The 17,466-nt window shown below is 70.1% G+C and carries 14 protein-coding genes; 2 read left to right on the top strand and 12 right to left on the bottom strand.

Annotation, left to right across the window (positions count from 1 at the left end; genetic code table 11):
- Positions 1–34 precede the first annotated feature (34 nt).
- The gene (locus tag BLR68_RS12015) at positions 35–661 is read left to right on the top strand and encodes a hypothetical protein (RefSeq protein WP_018186629.1); all 627 of its coding nucleotides are present in this window, start codon (positions 35–37) and stop codon (positions 659–661) included.
- A gap of 12 nt (positions 662–673) precedes the next feature.
- On the opposite strand, the gene BLR68_RS12010 is transcribed toward BLR68_RS12015, so the two are convergent.
- From BLR68_RS12010 to lepA, 12 genes are all read right to left on the bottom strand, one after another.
- Positions 674–1,603: a quinone oxidoreductase family protein gene (locus tag BLR68_RS12010; RefSeq protein ID WP_018186628.1), complete on the bottom strand. Its 930-nt coding sequence runs from the start codon at positions 1,601–1,603 to the stop codon at positions 674–676.
- Positions 1,604–1,638: 35 nt separating this feature from the next.
- Entirely contained in the window at positions 1,639–2,535 is an 897-nt protein-coding gene (gene era / locus BLR68_RS12005) for a GTPase Era (protein ID WP_018186627.1), read from the bottom strand.
- The gene (locus BLR68_RS12000) at positions 2,532–3,848 is read right to left on the bottom strand and encodes a hemolysin family protein (protein ID WP_018186626.1); all 1,317 of its coding nucleotides are present in this window, start codon (positions 3,846–3,848) and stop codon (positions 2,532–2,534) included. Before BLR68_RS12000 ends, era begins: the two co-directional genes overlap by 4 nt.
- On the bottom strand, positions 3,845–4,312 hold the full coding sequence (gene ybeY, locus BLR68_RS11995; protein ID WP_018186625.1) for an rRNA maturation RNase YbeY: 468 nt from the start codon (positions 4,310–4,312) through the stop codon (positions 3,845–3,847). The genes BLR68_RS12000 and ybeY overlap by 4 nt, the downstream gene beginning before the upstream one ends.
- Positions 4,309–5,433 carry a PhoH family protein gene (locus BLR68_RS11990; RefSeq protein WP_371130041.1) on the bottom strand — a complete coding sequence of 375 codons (1,125 nt, stop codon included), beginning with the start codon at positions 5,431–5,433 and terminating at the stop codon, positions 4,309–4,311. The genes ybeY and BLR68_RS11990 overlap by 4 nt, the downstream gene beginning before the upstream one ends.
- Positions 5,384–5,731 carry a histidine triad nucleotide-binding protein gene (locus tag BLR68_RS11985; protein WP_026302843.1) on the bottom strand — a complete coding sequence of 116 codons (348 nt, stop codon included), beginning with the start codon at positions 5,729–5,731 and terminating at the stop codon, positions 5,384–5,386. Before BLR68_RS11985 ends, BLR68_RS11990 begins: the two co-directional genes overlap by 50 nt.
- A 44-nt stretch (positions 5,732–5,775) precedes the next feature.
- Positions 5,776–6,513, bottom strand: a complete 738-nt coding sequence (locus tag BLR68_RS11980; protein ID WP_018186622.1) for a 16S rRNA (uracil(1498)-N(3))-methyltransferase — start codon at positions 6,511–6,513, stop codon at positions 5,776–5,778.
- 2 nt (positions 6,514–6,515) lie between these two features.
- Positions 6,516–7,634, bottom strand: coding sequence for a molecular chaperone DnaJ (dnaJ, locus tag BLR68_RS11975; protein ID WP_018186621.1), 1,119 nt, complete (start codon positions 7,632–7,634; stop codon positions 6,516–6,518).
- Positions 7,635–7,665: 31 nt separating this feature from the next.
- Positions 7,666–8,700, bottom strand: a complete 1,035-nt coding sequence (gene hrcA, locus BLR68_RS11970) for a heat-inducible transcriptional repressor HrcA (protein ID WP_018186620.1) — start codon at positions 8,698–8,700, stop codon at positions 7,666–7,668.
- Between the two features lie 70 nt (positions 8,701–8,770).
- On the bottom strand, positions 8,771–9,988 hold the full coding sequence (hemW, locus tag BLR68_RS11965) for a radical SAM family heme chaperone HemW (RefSeq protein WP_018186619.1): 1,218 nt from the start codon (positions 9,986–9,988) through the stop codon (positions 8,771–8,773).
- Positions 9,988–10,638 (bottom strand): DUF1990 family protein, encoded by a 651-nt coding sequence (locus tag BLR68_RS11960; protein WP_018186618.1) that lies wholly within the window; start codon positions 10,636–10,638, stop codon positions 9,988–9,990. Before BLR68_RS11960 ends, hemW begins: the two co-directional genes overlap by 1 nt.
- Before the next feature lie 9 nt (positions 10,639–10,647).
- Positions 10,648–12,498, bottom strand: a complete 1,851-nt coding sequence (gene lepA, locus BLR68_RS11955; RefSeq protein ID WP_018186617.1) for a translation elongation factor 4 — start codon at positions 12,496–12,498, stop codon at positions 10,648–10,650.
- A 235-nt stretch (positions 12,499–12,733) separates the two neighbouring features.
- Between lepA and BLR68_RS11950 the strand changes: the two genes are divergently transcribed.
- Positions 12,734–17,437: an ExeM/NucH family extracellular endonuclease gene (locus BLR68_RS11950; RefSeq protein ID WP_018186616.1), complete on the top strand. Its 4,704-nt coding sequence runs from the start codon at positions 12,734–12,736 to the stop codon at positions 17,435–17,437.
- Positions 17,438–17,466 lie beyond the last annotated feature (29 nt).

The following is a 17,466-nucleotide window of genomic DNA, read 5'->3' as shown; positions in this document are numbered from 1 at the left end:
GAGACGGATGCCGCGGACCCGACACTCTCCGGGCATGATGCACCGTCGCTCCTTCGCCGCCCTCGTCGCCGGCGCCGCCCTCCTGCTCACCTCCTGCGCCGCCGCGGCCGATGCGGGTGGCTCGGCAGCACCCCCGGGATCGGCGCTCGCCGCGCTCACACCGGAAAACCCCACCGGCGAGGTGTGGGGTCAAGGAACGATCCTCGACGACGGCTCGGCGGTCGAGCTGTGTCTCGGGGCGGTTGCGGAATCCGCACCGCCGCAGTGCAGCGGCATCCCCGTCGCCGGATGGTCCTGGGACGGCAAGCTGGATGCGACATCGACGGGCGGGTCGACGTGGGGGGCTTACGCAGTCTGGGGCTCGTACGACGGCACGACGTTCACCCTGACACGAACGCCGGTGCCGCTCGCCCTGTTCGATGCGATGCCGGCGCCCGATCCCACCGAGGGGAAGACCGGATCAGCCACCGCGGAGGACATCGCAACGATCGAAGAGATCGTCCCCGATGCGATCGGCAACGACATGCTGGGGATGCACGACCAGGACGGCTGGGTGTACGTCGACGTGATCTGGGACGACGGCACGTGGCAGAAGGCGGCCGACCAGGACTTCGGGACCGGCAAGGTGATCATCCGCTCCGCGCTCAGATCCGTCGGCTGAGCGACGCTCCCGCTACGGCAGCAGTGCGAGCTTGCCGCCGGGGTGCCCCTCCATGAGGAAGCGCGCCGCCTGGACCGCGTCGGCGAACGGGAAGGTGCGGGCGACGGGCACCTCGAGCAGTCCGCGCCGCGCGAGATCGACGAGCTCGCCGCGGACGGCGTCGCGGAACGCAGCGCTCGCGGGCAGCATCCCGCCGATCGCCACGATGCCCTCCGACTCGAGGTCACGACGGACGATCGTGATGATGCGCGTCCTGTCCTCGACGAGCGCGAGCGAGGCCTCGATCGCCTCGTCGGTCCCCACGCCGTCGAGCGATGCGACGAAGGACGCGCCCGCCGCGGCATCCTTCGCCCTGTCGACGAGGCCAGGTCCGTAGGTGATCGGGATGCCGCCGTAGCGCCGGACGACATCGGCGTTCCGCTCTCCGGCGGTCCCGACGACGCGGACGCCCCGGACGGCTGCCTGCTGCAGGAAGCTCACTCCGACCGCGCCGGAGGCGGCGTGGAACAGAACCGTGTCGCCGCTCCGCGCACCGCTTAGCTCGAGCAGCTCGGCGGCGGTCGCACCGGCCAGGAACAGGTTCGCTGCTTCGGGATGGGCGAGGGTCGACGGCTTGGCGAAGACCTTCTCGGCGGGAACGGTCAGCTCGGTGGCATACCCGCCGCTCAGGCGGAACGCGAGCACCTCGTCGCCGACCGTCGCCGCGCCCGAGCCGATCTGCGTTCCGGCACCGAGCGCGGTGATCTCACCGGACACCTCGTACCCGATCGGGAAGGGGAACGTCGCATCGGGACGCGTGGGGTACTTCACATCAGCCGGGTTCATCCCGATCGCACGCACCCGGATCGTCACCTCTCCGGGGCCGGGCGCCGGGACGTCGACCTCTCGCAGCTCCCAGTCCGAGAGTCCTTCCGGACCGGTCGCGAACCATGCCTGTGCCATGCGTGTGCCCTTCCGTGATGACCCGGCGTCGCGGGTCAGAATCCGAGGCGCCCGAGCTGCTTCGGGTCGCGCTGCCATTCCTTCGCCACGCGTACCCGGAGCGACAGGAACACGCGTCCGCCGACCAGCGGCTCGATGCCGGCGCGTGAGCGCGCACCGACGTCCTTCAGCCGCGAGCCGCCGCGACCGATGATGATCGCCTTCTGGCTGTCGCGCTCGACCACGATGTTCGCGTAGACGTCGGTGAGGTCGCTGTCCTCGCGGGCAGCGATGTCCTCGACGGTCACGGCGATCGAGTGCGGCAGTTCGTCGCGCACACCGTCGAGCGCCGCCTCGCGGATGATCTCGGCGATCCGGTCCTCGAGGCTCTCGTCGGTGACCATCCCCTCCGGATAGAGCGGCGGTCCCTTCGGCATGAGCTTCAGGAGTTCGTCGGCGAGGACGTCGAGCTGGTCGTCCGTCACCGCGGACAGCGGGATGACGGCGTCCCAGTCCTCGCGGAGCGCGTCGACCTCCATGAGCCGCTCGGTGATCTCCTCGCGCGACGCGATGTCGACCTTCGTGACGATCGCGACCTTCTTCGCCCGGCCGTAGCCGTCGAGGGATGCCGCGATACGCCGGTCGCCCGGGCCGACCTTCTCGGTGGCCGGCACGAGGAACCCGATCGCGTCGACGTCGCCGAGCACCTGCTCGACGAGGTCGTTGAGTCGCTGCCCGAGAAGAGTCCGCGGCTTGTGGATGCCGGGGGTGTCGACGATCACGAGCTGACCGCCCGGGCGGTTGAGGATGCCGCGGATCGCCTTGCGCGTGGTCTGCGGCTTGTCGCTGGTGATCGCGACCTTCTCGCCGACGAGGGCGTTGGTCAGGGTCGACTTGCCGACATTGGGACGTCCGACGAACGTCACGAAACCGGAACGGCTGCTCACGGTCACTCCGATCCCCGCGCGACGCGGATCTCTGCGGTGGAAGGGGATACGGGTTCGGCGGCCGGTGGGTCGGCGCGCTCGACGAAGACGGTCGCGAGGCCGCGGCCCCGGCCGAGGGATGTGCCGCCGGTGAGGACGAGCCCGCTGTGCTCGACGCGGACGCCGGGGACGGGGACGCTGCCGAGCGCCTTGCCGAAAAGGCCGCCGATCGAGTCGACGTCGTCGTCCTCGAGTTCGATCCCGAACAGGTCGCCGACCTCGTCGAGGGCCAGGCGGGTGCTCACGCGGAATCGACCGCCGCCGAGGTCCGAGACCTCGCTCGTGCGCAGGTCGTACTCGTCGGCGATCTCGCCCACCAGCTCCTCGATGAGGTCCTCGAGCGTCACGAGTCCCGACACTCCGCCGTACTCGTCGACGACGAGGCAGACGTGCACGGCTTCGCGCTTCATCTGCTGCAGCAGACTCTCGGCACGCATCGACTCCGGCACGAAGACGGCGGGCCGGGCGATCTGCGCGACCGGGACGCCCCGCCACGCGGTCTCGTCGCGGTAGGCGAACTGGACGAGGTCCTTGAGGTACACGACGCCCGTGATGTCGTCGGCCTCGCCGTCGGCGATCGGGATGCGGGAGACGCCCTTGTCGAGGAAGAGCGTCATCGCCTCCTGTGTCGTGGCCGCGGCATCCATGGTCACCATGTCGGTGCGGGGCACCATGACGGCGCGCACGAAACGGTCGGTGAAGTCGAAGACGGAGTGGATGAGGTCGCGGTCGTCGGCCTCGATGAGGTCCTGCGACGCGGCCTCATCGACCATGCTCAGCAGCTGCTCCTCCGACGCGAAGGACGCCCCACGGTGGATGCCGGGGGTCAGGCGGTCGCCGAGGAGGACCAGCAGGTGCGCCAACGGGCCGAGGACGATGCGCGCCCCGCGGATGAGCCCGGCGCACGCCTTCAAGAACCCCTTCGAATGCTGACGCCCCACGGCCCGCGGCGATGCGCCCACGAGGACGAACGAGGCGATGGTCATCACGACGACTGCGGCGAGCATCGCCCACCAGATGTTGTCGAAGACGAGGGTGAACGCCACTGTGACGATGACGGCGGCAGCGGTCTCGATGAGGATGCGGATGAAGACGACGGCCGTCCGGTGCGCGTCCGGGTCTGCGGCGATCCGGCGAAGACCTGCGCCGGATCGTGCCTCATCGGCGAGGTCGGCGAGGTCCGCGCGGGACGTCACATCGAGCGCCGCTTCGAGGGAGGCCATCAGCCCGCCGAGCGCGACGAGCAGCACAGCTCCGAGGAGCAGGAGGATCTCGGTCATGCGCGCCGGTGGCGCTCGCTCGAGTGGAACGCGCCGATGAGCTCCTTCTGAAGTCCGAACATCTCGCGCTCCTCCTCGGGCTCGGCGTGGTCGAACCCCAGCAGGTGGAGCAGGCCGTGCGTCGTGAGGAGGATGAGCTCGTCCATCGTGGTGTGCTTGGCCGCCTGGGCCTGGGTCTCGGCGACCTGGGGGCACAGCACGATGTCGCCGAGGAGTCCGGGAGGCGTCGGGGACTCCTCGGTTCCCGGGCGCAGCTCGTCCATCGGGAAGCTCAGGACATCGGTGGGGCCGGGCTCGTCCATCCACTGGACGTGCAGCGCCTCCATCGCCCCCTCGTCGACGAGGAGGATCGCCAGGTCGGCGTCGGGGCTGACGTGCAGCTCGGCGAAGTTGTTCTCGGTGAGGCGCAGCAGCACGGTCTCATCGACCTCGACGCCGGACTCGTTGGTGATCTCGATGGTCATGAACGTCCTCGCTTGGGCTGTCGGTCTCGGGGGCCGGCAGGGCGGAGCCCCGTCCGGCGCTCGGCGCGGTTCGCGAGTTCGCTCGCCTCGTCGCGCTCGCGTCGCGCCACGAGCTTCTCCTCGTCGTACGCGGTGTAGGCGTCGACGATCCGACCGACGAGCGTGTGGCGCACGACGTCGTCGCTCGTCAGACGCGAGAAGTGGATGTCATCGATGTCCTTGAGGACGCGGGTGACGAGTCGCAGCCCCGAGGCGCCCTGCGGCAGGTCGACCTGGGTGATGTCGCCGGTGACGACCATGCGCGTGCCGAACCCGAGGCGCGTGAGGAACATCTTCATCTGCTCGGGCGTCGTGTTCTGGGCCTCGTCGAGGACGACGAACGAGTCGTTGAGCGTGCGCCCGCGCATGTACGCGAGAGGCGCGACCTCGATCGTGCCCGACGCCATGAGCTTGGGAACGAGCTCGGGGTCCATCATCTCGTTCAGGGCGTCGTACAACGGGCGGAGGTAGGGGTCGATCTTGTCGGTCAGCGTGCCGGGGAGGAACCCGAGCCGCTCCCCCGCCTCGACGGCGGGACGGGTCAGGATGATGCGGCTGACCTCCTTGCGCTGCAGCGCCTGGACGGCCTTCGCCATCGCGAGGTAGGTCTTTCCGGTGCCGGCGGGACCGATGCCGAAGACGATCGTGTTCTCCTCGATCGCGTCGACGTACTCCTTCTGGCCGCGCGTCTTGGGTCGGATGACCTTGCCGCGAGACGAGAGGATCGCTTCGCCGAGCACCTCGGACGGACGCATCCCGCTGTTCTCGCGGAGGATGCGGTTCGACTGCGTCACGTCGCTCGGGTCGAGGCCCTGGCCCGATCTCGCCATGCCGATCAGCTCGTCCACGAGCTCGTGGGCGCGCGCGACGGCGCCCTCGTCACCGGTCAGGGTGATCTCGTTGCCGCGGACATGTACCTGCACGTCCGGGTGTTCGCGTTCCACGGTGCGCAGCAGACGGTCCTGCGGACCGAGCAGCTGCACCATGGCGACACCGTCCGCGTAGATGTGCGCGACGGTGGGTTCGGCGCTGTCAGCCACCGAGGCTCCCTTCCGTGAGCCCGCCGCCCAGCACGTGTGCATGGACGTGGAACACGGTCTGTCCGGCGTCGGGGCCGGTGTTGAACACGAGTCTGAAGTCGCCGCCGGCGTGTTCGGCGGCGACACTGTTCGCGAGGCCGACCAGCTCGGCCAGGAGGGCGGGGTCGCCCGCCGCGAGCTCGACCACGTCGCGGTAATCCTCGGTCTTGGGGATCACGAGGAGATGGACGGGCGCCTGCGGGGCGATGTCGCGGATCGCGAACGCGTTGTCGGTCTCAGCGACGATCTCGGAGGGGATCTCACCCCGGAGGATGCGGGTGAACACCGATGGCTCGCTCATCCTCCCAGTCTACTCAGCGCCTTCCCGCGTCGGTCGGGTCCGGTTCACCAGCGGCCGAGGGCCGCATTGACGACGGCGAGGGCCGCCGGCCCCGCCGTCGAGGTGCGCAGCACAGTGTCGCCGAGCCGCACGAGCGTCGCACCCGCCGACTGCAGCAGGTCGAGTTCCTCGGGGGAGATGCCCCCTTCGGGTCCCACGACGAGGATCACGTCGCTCGCGTCGGCCGCGTCGATCTCGATGCGCGACAGCGCGACGGATGCCGTCGGCTCGAGCACCAGCATCCGTGCGTTCTGGGCGAGTGCCGCCAGTTGCCGCGTGGAGACCGGCTGGTGGAGTTCTGCCAGCCACGGCCGATGCGCCTGCTTCGCCGCCTCACGGGCGATCGTCTCCCAGCGTGCGACGCCCTTGGCGACCTTCGGACCCTCCCACCGCGAGACAGAGCGGGCCGCCTGCCACGGCATGATCGCGTCGACCCCGAGCTCCGTCGCCGCCTGGACGGCGAGCTCGTCGCGATCGCCCTTCGCGAGGGCCTGGACGAGGACGGTGCGCGGCGACGCCGCGGGGACCTCGGCGCGGGTGGAGACCTCGACCGAGACCTCTTTGGGCGCGGCGGCCGAGACCGTGCCGGTCAGCCACACGCCGCGGCCGTCACCCACCGTGACGTCCTCCCCCACCCGGATGCGACGGACGGCCGCGGCGTGGTGCGCCTCGGCCCCCGTCAGCCGGACGACATCGCCCGGGCCGGCGGCCCCGGCATCCTCGATCAGGAAGTGGAGGGCCACGATCAGCGCTTGAACTTGCCGCGGAGCTTGGAGAACAGACCCGGGTGGAACTCCGCCAGGTGAGGCGGGGCCGGACGCATCCGCTTCGCGAGCTCCTGCACGAGCGCCCGCGACTTCGGGTCGAGGTGCGAAGGCGTGACGACCTGCACGCCGACCCGGAGGTCGCCGCGCTGGTCGCCTCGGAGAGGCGTGATCCCCCGACCGCGGATGGTGAGCTCGTCGCCCGCCTGGACCCCGGAGCGGATGTCGAGGTCGACGGATCCGTCGAGGGACTCGATGGTCACACTCGTTCCCAGGATGGCATCGACCATCGAGACCTCGAGGGTCGCGAGCAGGTCGTCGCCGTCGCGGCTGAAGACGTCGTGCGGGGCGACGGTGACCTCGAGGTACAGGTCGCCGTTCGGGCCGCCGGCGGGACCGACCTCGCCGGACCCGGGGAGCTGGAGTCGAAGACCGGTCTCGACGCCGGCCGGGATGTCGATCGACACGGTGCGACGTGCACGCACACGGCCCTGGCCCTGACAGGTGGAGCAGGGGTACGGGATGGTCGTGCCGTAGCCCTGGCACGTGGTGCAGGGCTGCGAGGTGACGACGTTGCCGAGGAGGCTCCGGACCGTCCGCTGGATCTGGCCCGATCCGTGGCAGATGTCGCAGGTGACCGGCTGCGTGCCCGGCTGGCAGCACGAGCCCTGGCAGGTCTCGCAGAGGACCGCGGTGTCGACCTCGATGTCGCGGTGGACGCCGAAGACGACGTCGCCGAGGTCGAGGTCGACGCGTACGAGCGCATCCTGGCCCCGCTCGCGGCGTGACCGCGGACGGCCGGCGCGGGTTCCGCCACCACCGCCGAAGAAGCTCTCGAAGATGTCGCTGAAACCGCCGAAGCCGGCACCTGCACCGGCTCCGCCGAAGCCGCCTCCGTCGCCGCCCATGTCGTAACGCTGGCGCTGGTCGGGGTCGCTCAACACGTCGTAGGCGTGCGTCACGAGCTTGAACTGCTCGGAGGCATCCTCCCCCGGGTTCACGTCCGGGTGCAGCTGGCGCGCCAGACGCCGGTAAGCCTTCTTGATCTCCTCAGGGCTCGCGTCGCGCGCGACACCCAGGACCTCGTAGTGGTCAGCCACAATCACCTCTCCGGCCCGCGGGCCGATTCGTTCAGCGCGACGTCTCGTCTTCTTCGAGCAACCGCGTCAGATAGTGCGCGACGGCGCGGACCGCCGCGAGATTCGTGGGGTAGTCCATGCGTGTGGGACCCAGCACGCCGACGCGGGCGTGGGACCCGCCGGCGTCGTAGTCGCCCGCGACGATGGATGCCTCGGACAGCCCGAACGGCTCGTTCTCGCGCCCGATGCTGGTCGCCAGCCCGCGGTCGTCGGCGACCATCTCCCCCATGAGCCGCAGCAGCGTCACCTGCTCCTCGATCGCCTCGAGGAGCGGGTAGATGCTGCCGCGGAAGTCGGATTCCCGGCGGGCGAGGGTCGCGGACCCCGCCATGACCATGCGGTCCTGGCGGAACTCGTCGAGCTCCTCGCCGATCGCGCGCAGCACGACGCGGCGGTTCTCCTCGCGCGGGACCGGGGTCTCGTCCTCGAGGATGCGCGCGATCGCCGCCGCGCCGTCTCGGACACTCTTGCCCGTGAGCAGCGACGCCATCGCGAGCTTGAGCTGCGCGGCCTCGTCGGCTGACGGCTCGGACGACAGGAGCACGACGCGCTGCGACACTCGGCCGGTGTCGGTCACGACGATGATGACGATCCGCGGCCCGCCGAGGTGCACGACCTCGACGTGCGAGACGTTCGCCCGCGCGAAGGACGGATACTGCACGATCGCGACCTGACCGGTCAGACGCGTCAGGGAGCGGACCGTCCGGACGAGCAGGTCGTCGAGGTCACCGGTGTCCTCGAGGAAGGCGCCGATCGCGGAGCGCTGCGCAGAGGTGAGGGGGCGGACGTCGGCGAGGTGGTCGACGAAGACGCGGTACCCCTTGTCGGTGGGTACACGGCCCGACGACGTGTGGGGCGCGGTGATCAGCTCTTCGTCTTCGAGGAGCGCCATGTCGTTGCGGATGGTCGCCGCCGAGACGCCGAACTGGTGACGGTCGACGATCGCTTTACTGCCGACCGGCTCGCGCGTGTCGACGTAGTCCTGGACGATCGCACGCAACACCTGAAGACCGCGTTCCGAGACCATCACCCCTCCTCCGCTGGCACTCTCGTTCTGGGAGTGCCAATTCTACCGCGCGAGAAGCGATCTGCTCGGATCACTCGGTGAGTGCGCGGACGACGGCGTCGGCCAGCAGCCGTCCGCGACGCGTCAGCACGATGCGTCCCCGCACGGCCGAGGCGCCGTCGACGAGTCCGTCGGCGATGAGGGATGCCACGTTCCGCCGCCCCGCGACGGTCGCCTCGTCGACCGCGACGCCGTCCACGATGCGCGAGCGCAGCAGGATGACCTCGAGGCGGCGGGCCTCGGCATCCGGTCGCTCCCGTCCCGCCGCCGGGGACTCCCCCAGCGCCAGGCGCTGCGCGTACGCGGCGGGGTGCTTGACGTTCCACCAGCGCAGCCCGCCGACGTGGCTGTGGGCACCGGGGCCGTAGCCCCACCAGTCCTGACCCCGCCAGTACGACAGGTTGTGGCGGGAGCGCTGGGCGGGAGTCGTCGACCAGTTCGAGACCTCGTACCAGCCGTAGCCGGCTGCCGCGAGCAGCTCGTCGGCGAGCTCGTACATGTCGGCCTGCAGATCGTCGTCGGGGGCGGGTACCTCGCCGCGGCGGATCTGACGCTCGAGCTTCGTTCCGTCCTCCACGATGAGCGCGTACGCCGAGATGTGATCAGGTGCGAGCGCGATCGCCGTCTCGAGCGAGGTGCGCCAGTCCTCGAGCGACTCCCCCGGCGCGCCGTAGATGAGATCGAGGCTGACCGCGAGCCCGGCCTTCCGCGCCGCCGCGACGGCTGTCGCGATGTTCGCGGGGTCGTGCGTGCGGTCGAGTGCCGCGAGGACGTGCGGCACGGACGACTGCATCCCGATCGAGAACCGTGTGACGCCGGCAGCGGCAAGGGTCTGCGCGACCTCATCGGTCAGCGTGTCGGGGTTCGCCTCGACCGTGACCTCGGCGCCGTCCGCGAGACCGAAGGTTCCCCGGATGCCGTCGAGCATGCGCGCGAGGTCGCCCGGCGGAAGGAGCGTGGGGGTGCCACCCCCGAAGAACACGGTGCGAGCCGGACGCAGGGGTCCCTGTGCCGCGAGGACCTCGCGGGACAGCGCGATCTCGTGGAGCACCTCGTCGGCGTACGCGTCCTGGCGTGCACCGCGCAGCTCGGTCGCGGTGTACGTGTTGAAGTCGCAGTATCCGCAGCGGACCCGGCAGAACGGCACGTGCAGGTACACGCCGAAGTCGACGTCGGGATCTACCGGCACGTCGTGCGGCAACGCGCCGTCGGCGGGTGCGGGATCGCCGAGGGGAAGCGCAGAGCCCATCAGGAACCGGTGGCGTACATGGGCGACATCGCCTGCAGGTACCCCTGGAACAGCGCACGACGACGACGCTTCACGAGGGGACGCCACAGGCGGTAGAGCACGCCGGTCGGCTTGTCGAAGGCGCGGACCGTGAACCACACCTCGTCGTCGTCCCGCCACTCGAGCAGGAACGACTCCTCGCCGCTGACGACCGAGCCGCCGACGGTGCCGAGCGAGAACCCGACCCGCCGCGGCTCGTCGATCAGCGAGATGACACGAAGCTCGGCATCCGCCCTCATCCCACCGACCCGGCCGTGGACGTGCGCGGTCGTGCCGGCGCCGACGAACGGCGTGCCGTCCGCATCGAAGCGCTGCTCATCGTCCAGCCTGCTCGGCTGGACGGCGTTGCCGTCGGCGTCGAACCCGACACCCGAGTACATGGGTCCGGATGCCGGGCGCACATCTTCGACGCGCAATCCCGCACCTCGCTGGGCACCCCACCCGAGGAGCTGCTCGGTCGAGGTGACGAAGCGGCTCTCGCCGCTGCCGAGACGCCACGACGCCTCCGCCGGGGTCGTACCCTTCGGCGGATAGCCCATGAGGTCGGGGGCCTGCGTGGCCCCGACGGCGGCGTAGTCGACGGTTCCTGCCTGGAAACTCCCGCGGCGCATCGTGTCAGCCTACTTCTTGTCCTTGCCCTCGACATCGCCCGAGAGGGCGGCGATGAACGCCTCCTGGGGGACCTCGACGCGGCCGACCATCTTCATGCGCTTCTTGCCCTCTTTCTGCTTCTCGAGCAGCTTGCGCTTACGACTGATGTCACCGCCGTAGCACTTGGCGAGGACGTCCTTGCGGATCGCGCTGATGTTCTCGCGGGCGATGATCCGGGCACCGATGGCGGCCTGGATCGGCACCTCGAACTGCTGGCGCGGGATGAGCTTGCGCAGACGCTCGGTCATCAGCGTGCCGTAGGCGTAGGCCTTCTCGCGGTGCACGATCGAGCTGAACGCGTCGACCTTCTCACCCTGCAGGAGGATGTCGACCTTCACGAGGTCGGCGGTCTGCGAGCCCGCCGGCTCGTAGTCGAGGCTCGCATATCCCTGCGTCTTCGACTTCAGGTGGTCGAAGAAGTCGAACACGATCTCGCCGAGCGGCATGTTGTAGCGGAGCTCGACGCGGTCCTCGCTGAGGTAGTCCATGCCGAGGAGCGTGCCGCGACGCGACTGGCAGAGCTCCATGACCGTGCCGACGTAGTCCTTCGGCAACAGGATGCCGACCTTGACCACCGGCTCGGAGACCTCGGCGACGCGGCCGTCCGGGTACTCGGACGGGTTCGTCACCGTGACCGTCTCGTTGGTGTCGGTCGTGACCGTGTAGGTCACCGAGGGCGCCGTGGTGATGAGATCGAGGTCGAACTCCCGCGAGAGGCGCTCGGTGATGATCTCGAGGTGCAGCAGTCCGAGGAACCCGCAGCGGAAGCCGAAGCCGAGGGCCACGGAGGTCTCGGGCTCGTACTGCAGCGAGGCGTCCGAGAGCTTCAGCTTGTCGAGTGCCTCGCGGAGCACGGCGTAATCGCTGCCGTCGATCGGGTAGATCCCCGAGAACACCATCGGCTTCGGGTCGGTGTAGCCGGCAAGCGCGTCGGTCGCGGGCTTGCGGTGGTTCGTGATCGTGTCGCCGACCTTGGACTGGCGGACATCCTTCACGCCCGTGATCAGGTAACCGACCTCGCCGACGCCCAATCCCTTGGTGGGGACCGGCTCCGGGCTCGACACACCGATCTCGAGGAGGTCGTGAGCGGCGCGCGTCGACATCATCTGGATCCGCTCCCGCGGCTCGAGCTTGCCGTCGATCATCCGGACGTAGGTGACGACGCCGCGGTAGGCGTCGTAGACCGAGTCGAAGATCATGGCCCGGGCCGGCGCGTCGGCGTCGCCTTTCGGTGCCGGGATGCGCTCGACGATGCGGTCGAGCAGCTCCTCGACACCGATGCCCGTTTTTCCGCTGACCTTGAGCACGTCCGCGGGGTCGCCGCCGATGAGGTTCGCGAGCTCAGCCGCGTACTTCTCCGGGTCGGCAGCGGGCAGGTCGATCTTGTTGAGGACCGGGATGATCTCGAGGTCGTTCTCCAGCGCCAGGTACAGGTTCGCGAGCGTCTGCGCTTCGATGCCCTGCGCCGCGTCGACGAGGAGGATCGCTCCCTCGCACGCGGCGAGCGACCGGCTGACCTCGTACGTGAAGTCGACGTGACCGGGGGTGTCGATCATGTTGAGCGCGAACGTGCCCGCATCGGTGGCCCACGGCATCCGGACCGCCTGGCTCTTGATCGTGATGCCGCGCTCGCGCTCGATGTCCATGCGATCGAGGTATTGGGCGCGCATGTCGCGGTCCGAGACCACGCCGGTGATCTGCAGCATGCGGTCGGCCAGCGTGGACTTGCCGTGGTCGATGTGGGCGATGATGCAGAAGTTGCGAAGCTGCGCGGGCGGCGTGGCCGCGGGCTGCAGGGGCGTGAGTGCGCGGGGTGACATGACCAGGCGAGTCTACCGGCGACCGGCTGCGCAGCGTCCCGGCCGACCGGGCACAATAACCGCTCGTCTCGTCGACACGCCAGCGCACCGACGCATGAGAAAGAGTTAACCGATCTGACCCTTGCGAGGGGCGCACCACCGCCCGAATGCTCAGTGTGGCGGTCGGTTCCTGCGCGATAAGCCCCGCGCCCGCGCCGCCTCGGGAGAACCCACCGTGTCGCACCCACCTGCCCCCGTGCCCGCCGCGCATCCGGTTCTCCGCCGGACCTGCGCCCTGCTGACGGCCGCGACCGTGACGGTCGGAGGGCTCGCCCTCGCTCCGTCGGTCGCCACCGCCGCCGTGTCGGCCGATTCGCCCATCGTGATCTCCGAGGTCTACGGCGGCGGCGGCAACAGCGGCGCCGCGTTCAACCGCGACTTCATCGAACTCGCCAACACCGGTGACGAGACCGTCGATCTGAGCGGCTACAGCGTCCAGTACGCCTCCGCCACCGGCGGCTCGTGGCAGGTGACGAAGCTCGGCGACGTCGACCTGCCCGCCGGCGAGAACCTGCTGATCGGCGAGGCGCCGGGCAGCAACACCTCCCTCCCCGGCTTCGACGCCGATGTCGAGGGCACCATCGCGATGAGCGGCAGCGGAGCCAAGGTCGCCCTCGTCGCGAACGACACCGCGCTCACGGGCAGCACCGGCATCGCCACCCTCGACCAGGTCGTCGACCTCGTCGGGTGGGGAACGACGGCCACGGCCTTCGCCGGTTCGGCGCCCGCACCCGGGACCGCCAACGCCACGAGCGTCTCGCGCGACGACGAGAACTCGAACACCGCCGACAACGCCGCGGACTTCACGGCCGGCGCCCCCACCCCCACCGGTCTCGGCGCCGATGTCGACCCCGAGCCCGAGCCCGAGCCGCAGGCGGCGACGATCGCACAGATCCAGGGCACGACGGATGCCTCGCCCCTGGCCGGCCGCACCGTCACCACGACCGGGGTCGTCACGGCCCACTACCCCACCGGCGGATACAACGGCTACGTCATCCAGACGGCCGGCACCGGCGGCGCGCTGGACCTCGCCGCGCACACGGCCTCCGACGCCGTCTTCGTCTACGCGCCCGGAGCGACCGGCGAGGTCGCCCTCGGCGACACCGTGACGGTCACCGGCGTCGTCTCGGAGTTCAACGGCCTCACCGAACTCACCGTCAAGGCGGGAGCCGCGAAGGTCGTCGCCGATGCCGAGGCGCCGACGCCCGCCACCGTCGAATGGCCGAAGACGGTCGCACAGCGCGAGTCGCTCGAGTCGATGCTGGTCGCGCCCCAGGGCGACTTCACCGTCAGCGACACCTACAGCACCAACCGTTTCGGCGAGGTGGGCCTCGCAGCCGGGTCGGAGCCGCTGCGCCAGCCGACGGACGCGGCGCGTCCCGGTTCGGACGCGGCCGCCGCGGTCGCCGCGGACAACGCGGCTCGCGGCGTGCGTCTCGACGATGGAGCTGGGCTCGACTACACGTCGGCCGCGAACCAGGCGCTGACGCCCGCGTACGTCTCGCTCACCGAGCCGATCACGGTCGGCGCGGGGGTCACCTTCACGGAACCGCTCATCGTCGACTACCGCAATGACTCGTGGAAGCTGAACCCGACTCAGCCGCTCGTCGGCGACGGCACGGGCACGGATGAGGTCGTCTTCGAGAACGTCCGAACCGACGCACCCGCCGAGGTGAGCGGAGACCTCTCGATCGCCTCGTTCAACGTCCTCAACTACTTCACGACGCTCGGGACCGACACCGCGAGCTGCGAGGCCTACACCGACCGTTTCGGCGACGGTGTGACCGTCCGAGACGGCTGCGCCCAGCGCGGAGCGTGGGATGCCGCCGACCTCGCACGCCAGCAGGCGAAGCTCGTCGAGGCCATCACCTCGGTGGACGCCGGCGTCGTCGGCCTCATGGAGATCGAGAACTCGGCCGCGCTCGGCGAGAAGACCGATGAGGCCACGGCGACCCTCGTCGCCGCGCTCAACGCGAAGGCAGGCGCCGGCACGTGGGCGTTCGTGCCCTCCTCGACGGACCTGCCCCCGGCATCCGAGCAGGACGTCATCACGAACGCGATCATCTACCAGCCCGCGCGCGTCTCCCCCGTCGGCGCGTCCCGCGCCCTCGGCGACCAGAGCGCGGACGGCGAGGCCTTCGGCAACGCGCGCGAGCCCATCGCCCAGGTGTTCGAGCCCGCCGCTGGCGGCGACCCGTTCCTGTTCGTCGTGAACCACTTCAAGTCGAAGGGCTCCGCTGGCCCGTGGCCGGGCGACGCCGACACCGGCGACGGGCAGGGTTCGTCGAACGAGTCGCGGGTCCGTCAGGCGACCGCCCTCCGCGACTGGGTCGCGAAGATCCAGGGCGATGTCGACGCCGTCGCCCTCGCAGGCGACTTCAACTCCTACAGCCAGGAGGACCCGCTCGAGGTTCTGTACGACGCCGGCTACGCGGATGCCGAGCAGGCGTTCGACGTCGACTCGTCGTCCTACAGCTTCTCGGGGCTGTCCGGTTCGCTCGACCACATCCTCCTGAACAAGCCGGCTCTCGCCCGCTCCACGGATGCGGACATCTGGAACATCAACTCGGGCGAGTCCATCGCGCTGGAGTACAGCCGGTTCCGCACGCACGGCACGGAGTTCTACTCCGCGGACCCGTACCGCTCGAGCGACCACGACCCCGTGATCGTCGGGATGAAGGCGAAGGCCGCTCCCGTCCAGCTGACCCTCCTCGGCATCAACGACTTCCACGGGCGCATCGACGGCAACACCGTCGCATTCGCGGGAACCGTCGAGGAGCTGCGCAAGGCGGCATCCGGTCCGACCCTGTTCCTGTCCGCAGGTGACAACATCGGTGCGTCGCTGTTCGCCTCATCGGTGGCGAAGGACGAGCCGACCATCGACGTCCTGAACGCCATGGGTCTGCAGGCGAGCGCCGTCGGCAACCACGAGTTCGACCGCGGGTTCGACGACCTGTCGGGCCGCGTGTCCGACGCGTTCGACGCACCGCAGCTCGGGGCCAACGTCTACAAGAAGGGCACGACGACCCCCGCGCTCGACGAGTACACGCTGCTCGAGGCGGACGGCCTCACGGTCGGTGTCGTCGGCGCCGTCACCGAGGAGACCCCGACGCTCGTGACGCCGACCGGCATCGAGTCCGTCGACTTCGGCGATCCGGTCGAGGCGGTCAACCGCGTCGCCGCTCAGCTGAGCGACGGCGACGAGTCCAACGGTGAGGCCGACGTCATCGTCGCGATGTACCACGAGGGGGCCGGCGCGGGCACGCCCGACGGCGCGACCCTCGACGAGGAGGTAGCCGCCGGCGGCGCCTTCGGTGCGATCATCAACGACACGTCCGCCGACGTCGATGCGATCTTCACCGGCCACACGCACAAGGAATACGCCTGGTCGGCGCCGATCCCCGGCACGGACCGCACCCGTCCGGTCGTCCAGACCGGCTCGTACGGCGCCAAGATCGGCGAGATCACGCTGACACTGGATGCCGCCACGGGTGAGGTCTCGACGCACACCGAGCGCAACGTCGCCCGCACGACGACGCCCGCTGCGGACCTCGTCGCCGCGTACCCCCGAGTGGCGGAGGTCGCCCGCATCACGAAGGCGGCCACGGACAACGCCGCTGCCGTCGGCAACACCGAGGTCGGCCAGGTCGCCGGCGACATCACGACGGCCTTCAGCGGCGGATCGTACGTCGACGGCGTCTACACCGGGGGTTCGCGCGACAACCGCGCCGCCGAGTCGACGCTCGGCAACACCGTCGCGAACATGCTGCGCGACAGCCTGGCCGACCTGCCGAACGGCGCTGTGATCGGCGTGACGAACCCGGGCGGCCTCCGCGCGGACCTGTTCGACACGCAGGCCGAGTTCGGTGCCGGCGCCGTGGCGGGTCTCGCGGACGGGTCGATCTCGTTCAGCCAGGCCAACGCGGTGCTGCCGTTCAACAACACGCTGGCCCTCGTCACCCTCACGGGTGAGGAGTTCACCCAGATGCTCGAGCAGCAGTGGCAGCGGGATGCGGCGGGCAACGTCCCGCAGCGGCCGTACCTGCAGCTGGGCCTCTCGGACAACGTGTCGTACACCTACGACCCGGCGCTCCCCGAGGGGCAGCGCATCACCTCGGTGACGGTCGACGGCAAGGCGATCGACCCGGCCGGGACGTACCGCATCGGCACGTTCTCGTTCCTGGCGGCCGGCGGCGACAACTTCCGCGCCTTCACGGAGGGTGACGACTACGTCGACACGGGCCTCCTCGACTACGAGGCATGGGTGGACTACATCGCCGACGGCTCCCCCGTCGCCCCGTCGTTCGCCAAGCACGGCGTGCAGGTGTCGGGCGTTCCCGAGACCGTCGCCGCGGGTGACACGGTGACCTTCCAGGTGGCGGGCATGGACCTGACCAGCAAGGGCGCTCCGGCCAACACCGAGGTGACGGTGCGCCTGGGCGAGCAGGTGCTCGGCACTGCGCCGGTGACCGGTGGCGCGGCATCCGTCAGTGTCACGCTGCCGGCGGGAACCCCCGCGGGCACGGCGCAGCTCACCGTCACGGCGGCGCCCAGCGGCACGGTCGCCCAGGTGCCCGTCACGGTCGAGGAGGCGGCCGAGCCCGCGGCGACGACGCGTACGTCGCTCCTCGCGCTCCCGCCGGTGCACATCAACCGGATCCTGCCGTCGACCCTCGTCGCCATCGTCCTGCAGGACGGTGGGCGCGCGGAGGGCGTCGTGGAGTTCCGGGAAGGCGACCGCGTCATCGCGACCTCGGAGGTCCGCCGAGGTGTCGCGACGACCACCCTCGGACGGCTCTCCAAGGGCGCGCACACGTACACCGCGACGTTCGTGCCCGACGACCCGAAGGTCGCTGCGGGATCGGTGAGCAACCGGGCGACGGTCCGCGTTCTGTTCTGACGCCGCCATCGGCGGAACGGGGGCGGGTC

The organism is Microbacterium sp. 77mftsu3.1 (assembly GCF_900100525.1).
Classification (GTDB): Bacteria; Actinomycetota; Actinomycetes; order Actinomycetales; family Microbacteriaceae; genus Microbacterium; species Microbacterium aquilitoris.
This window is presented reverse-complemented; position numbering and strand designations above follow the sequence as displayed.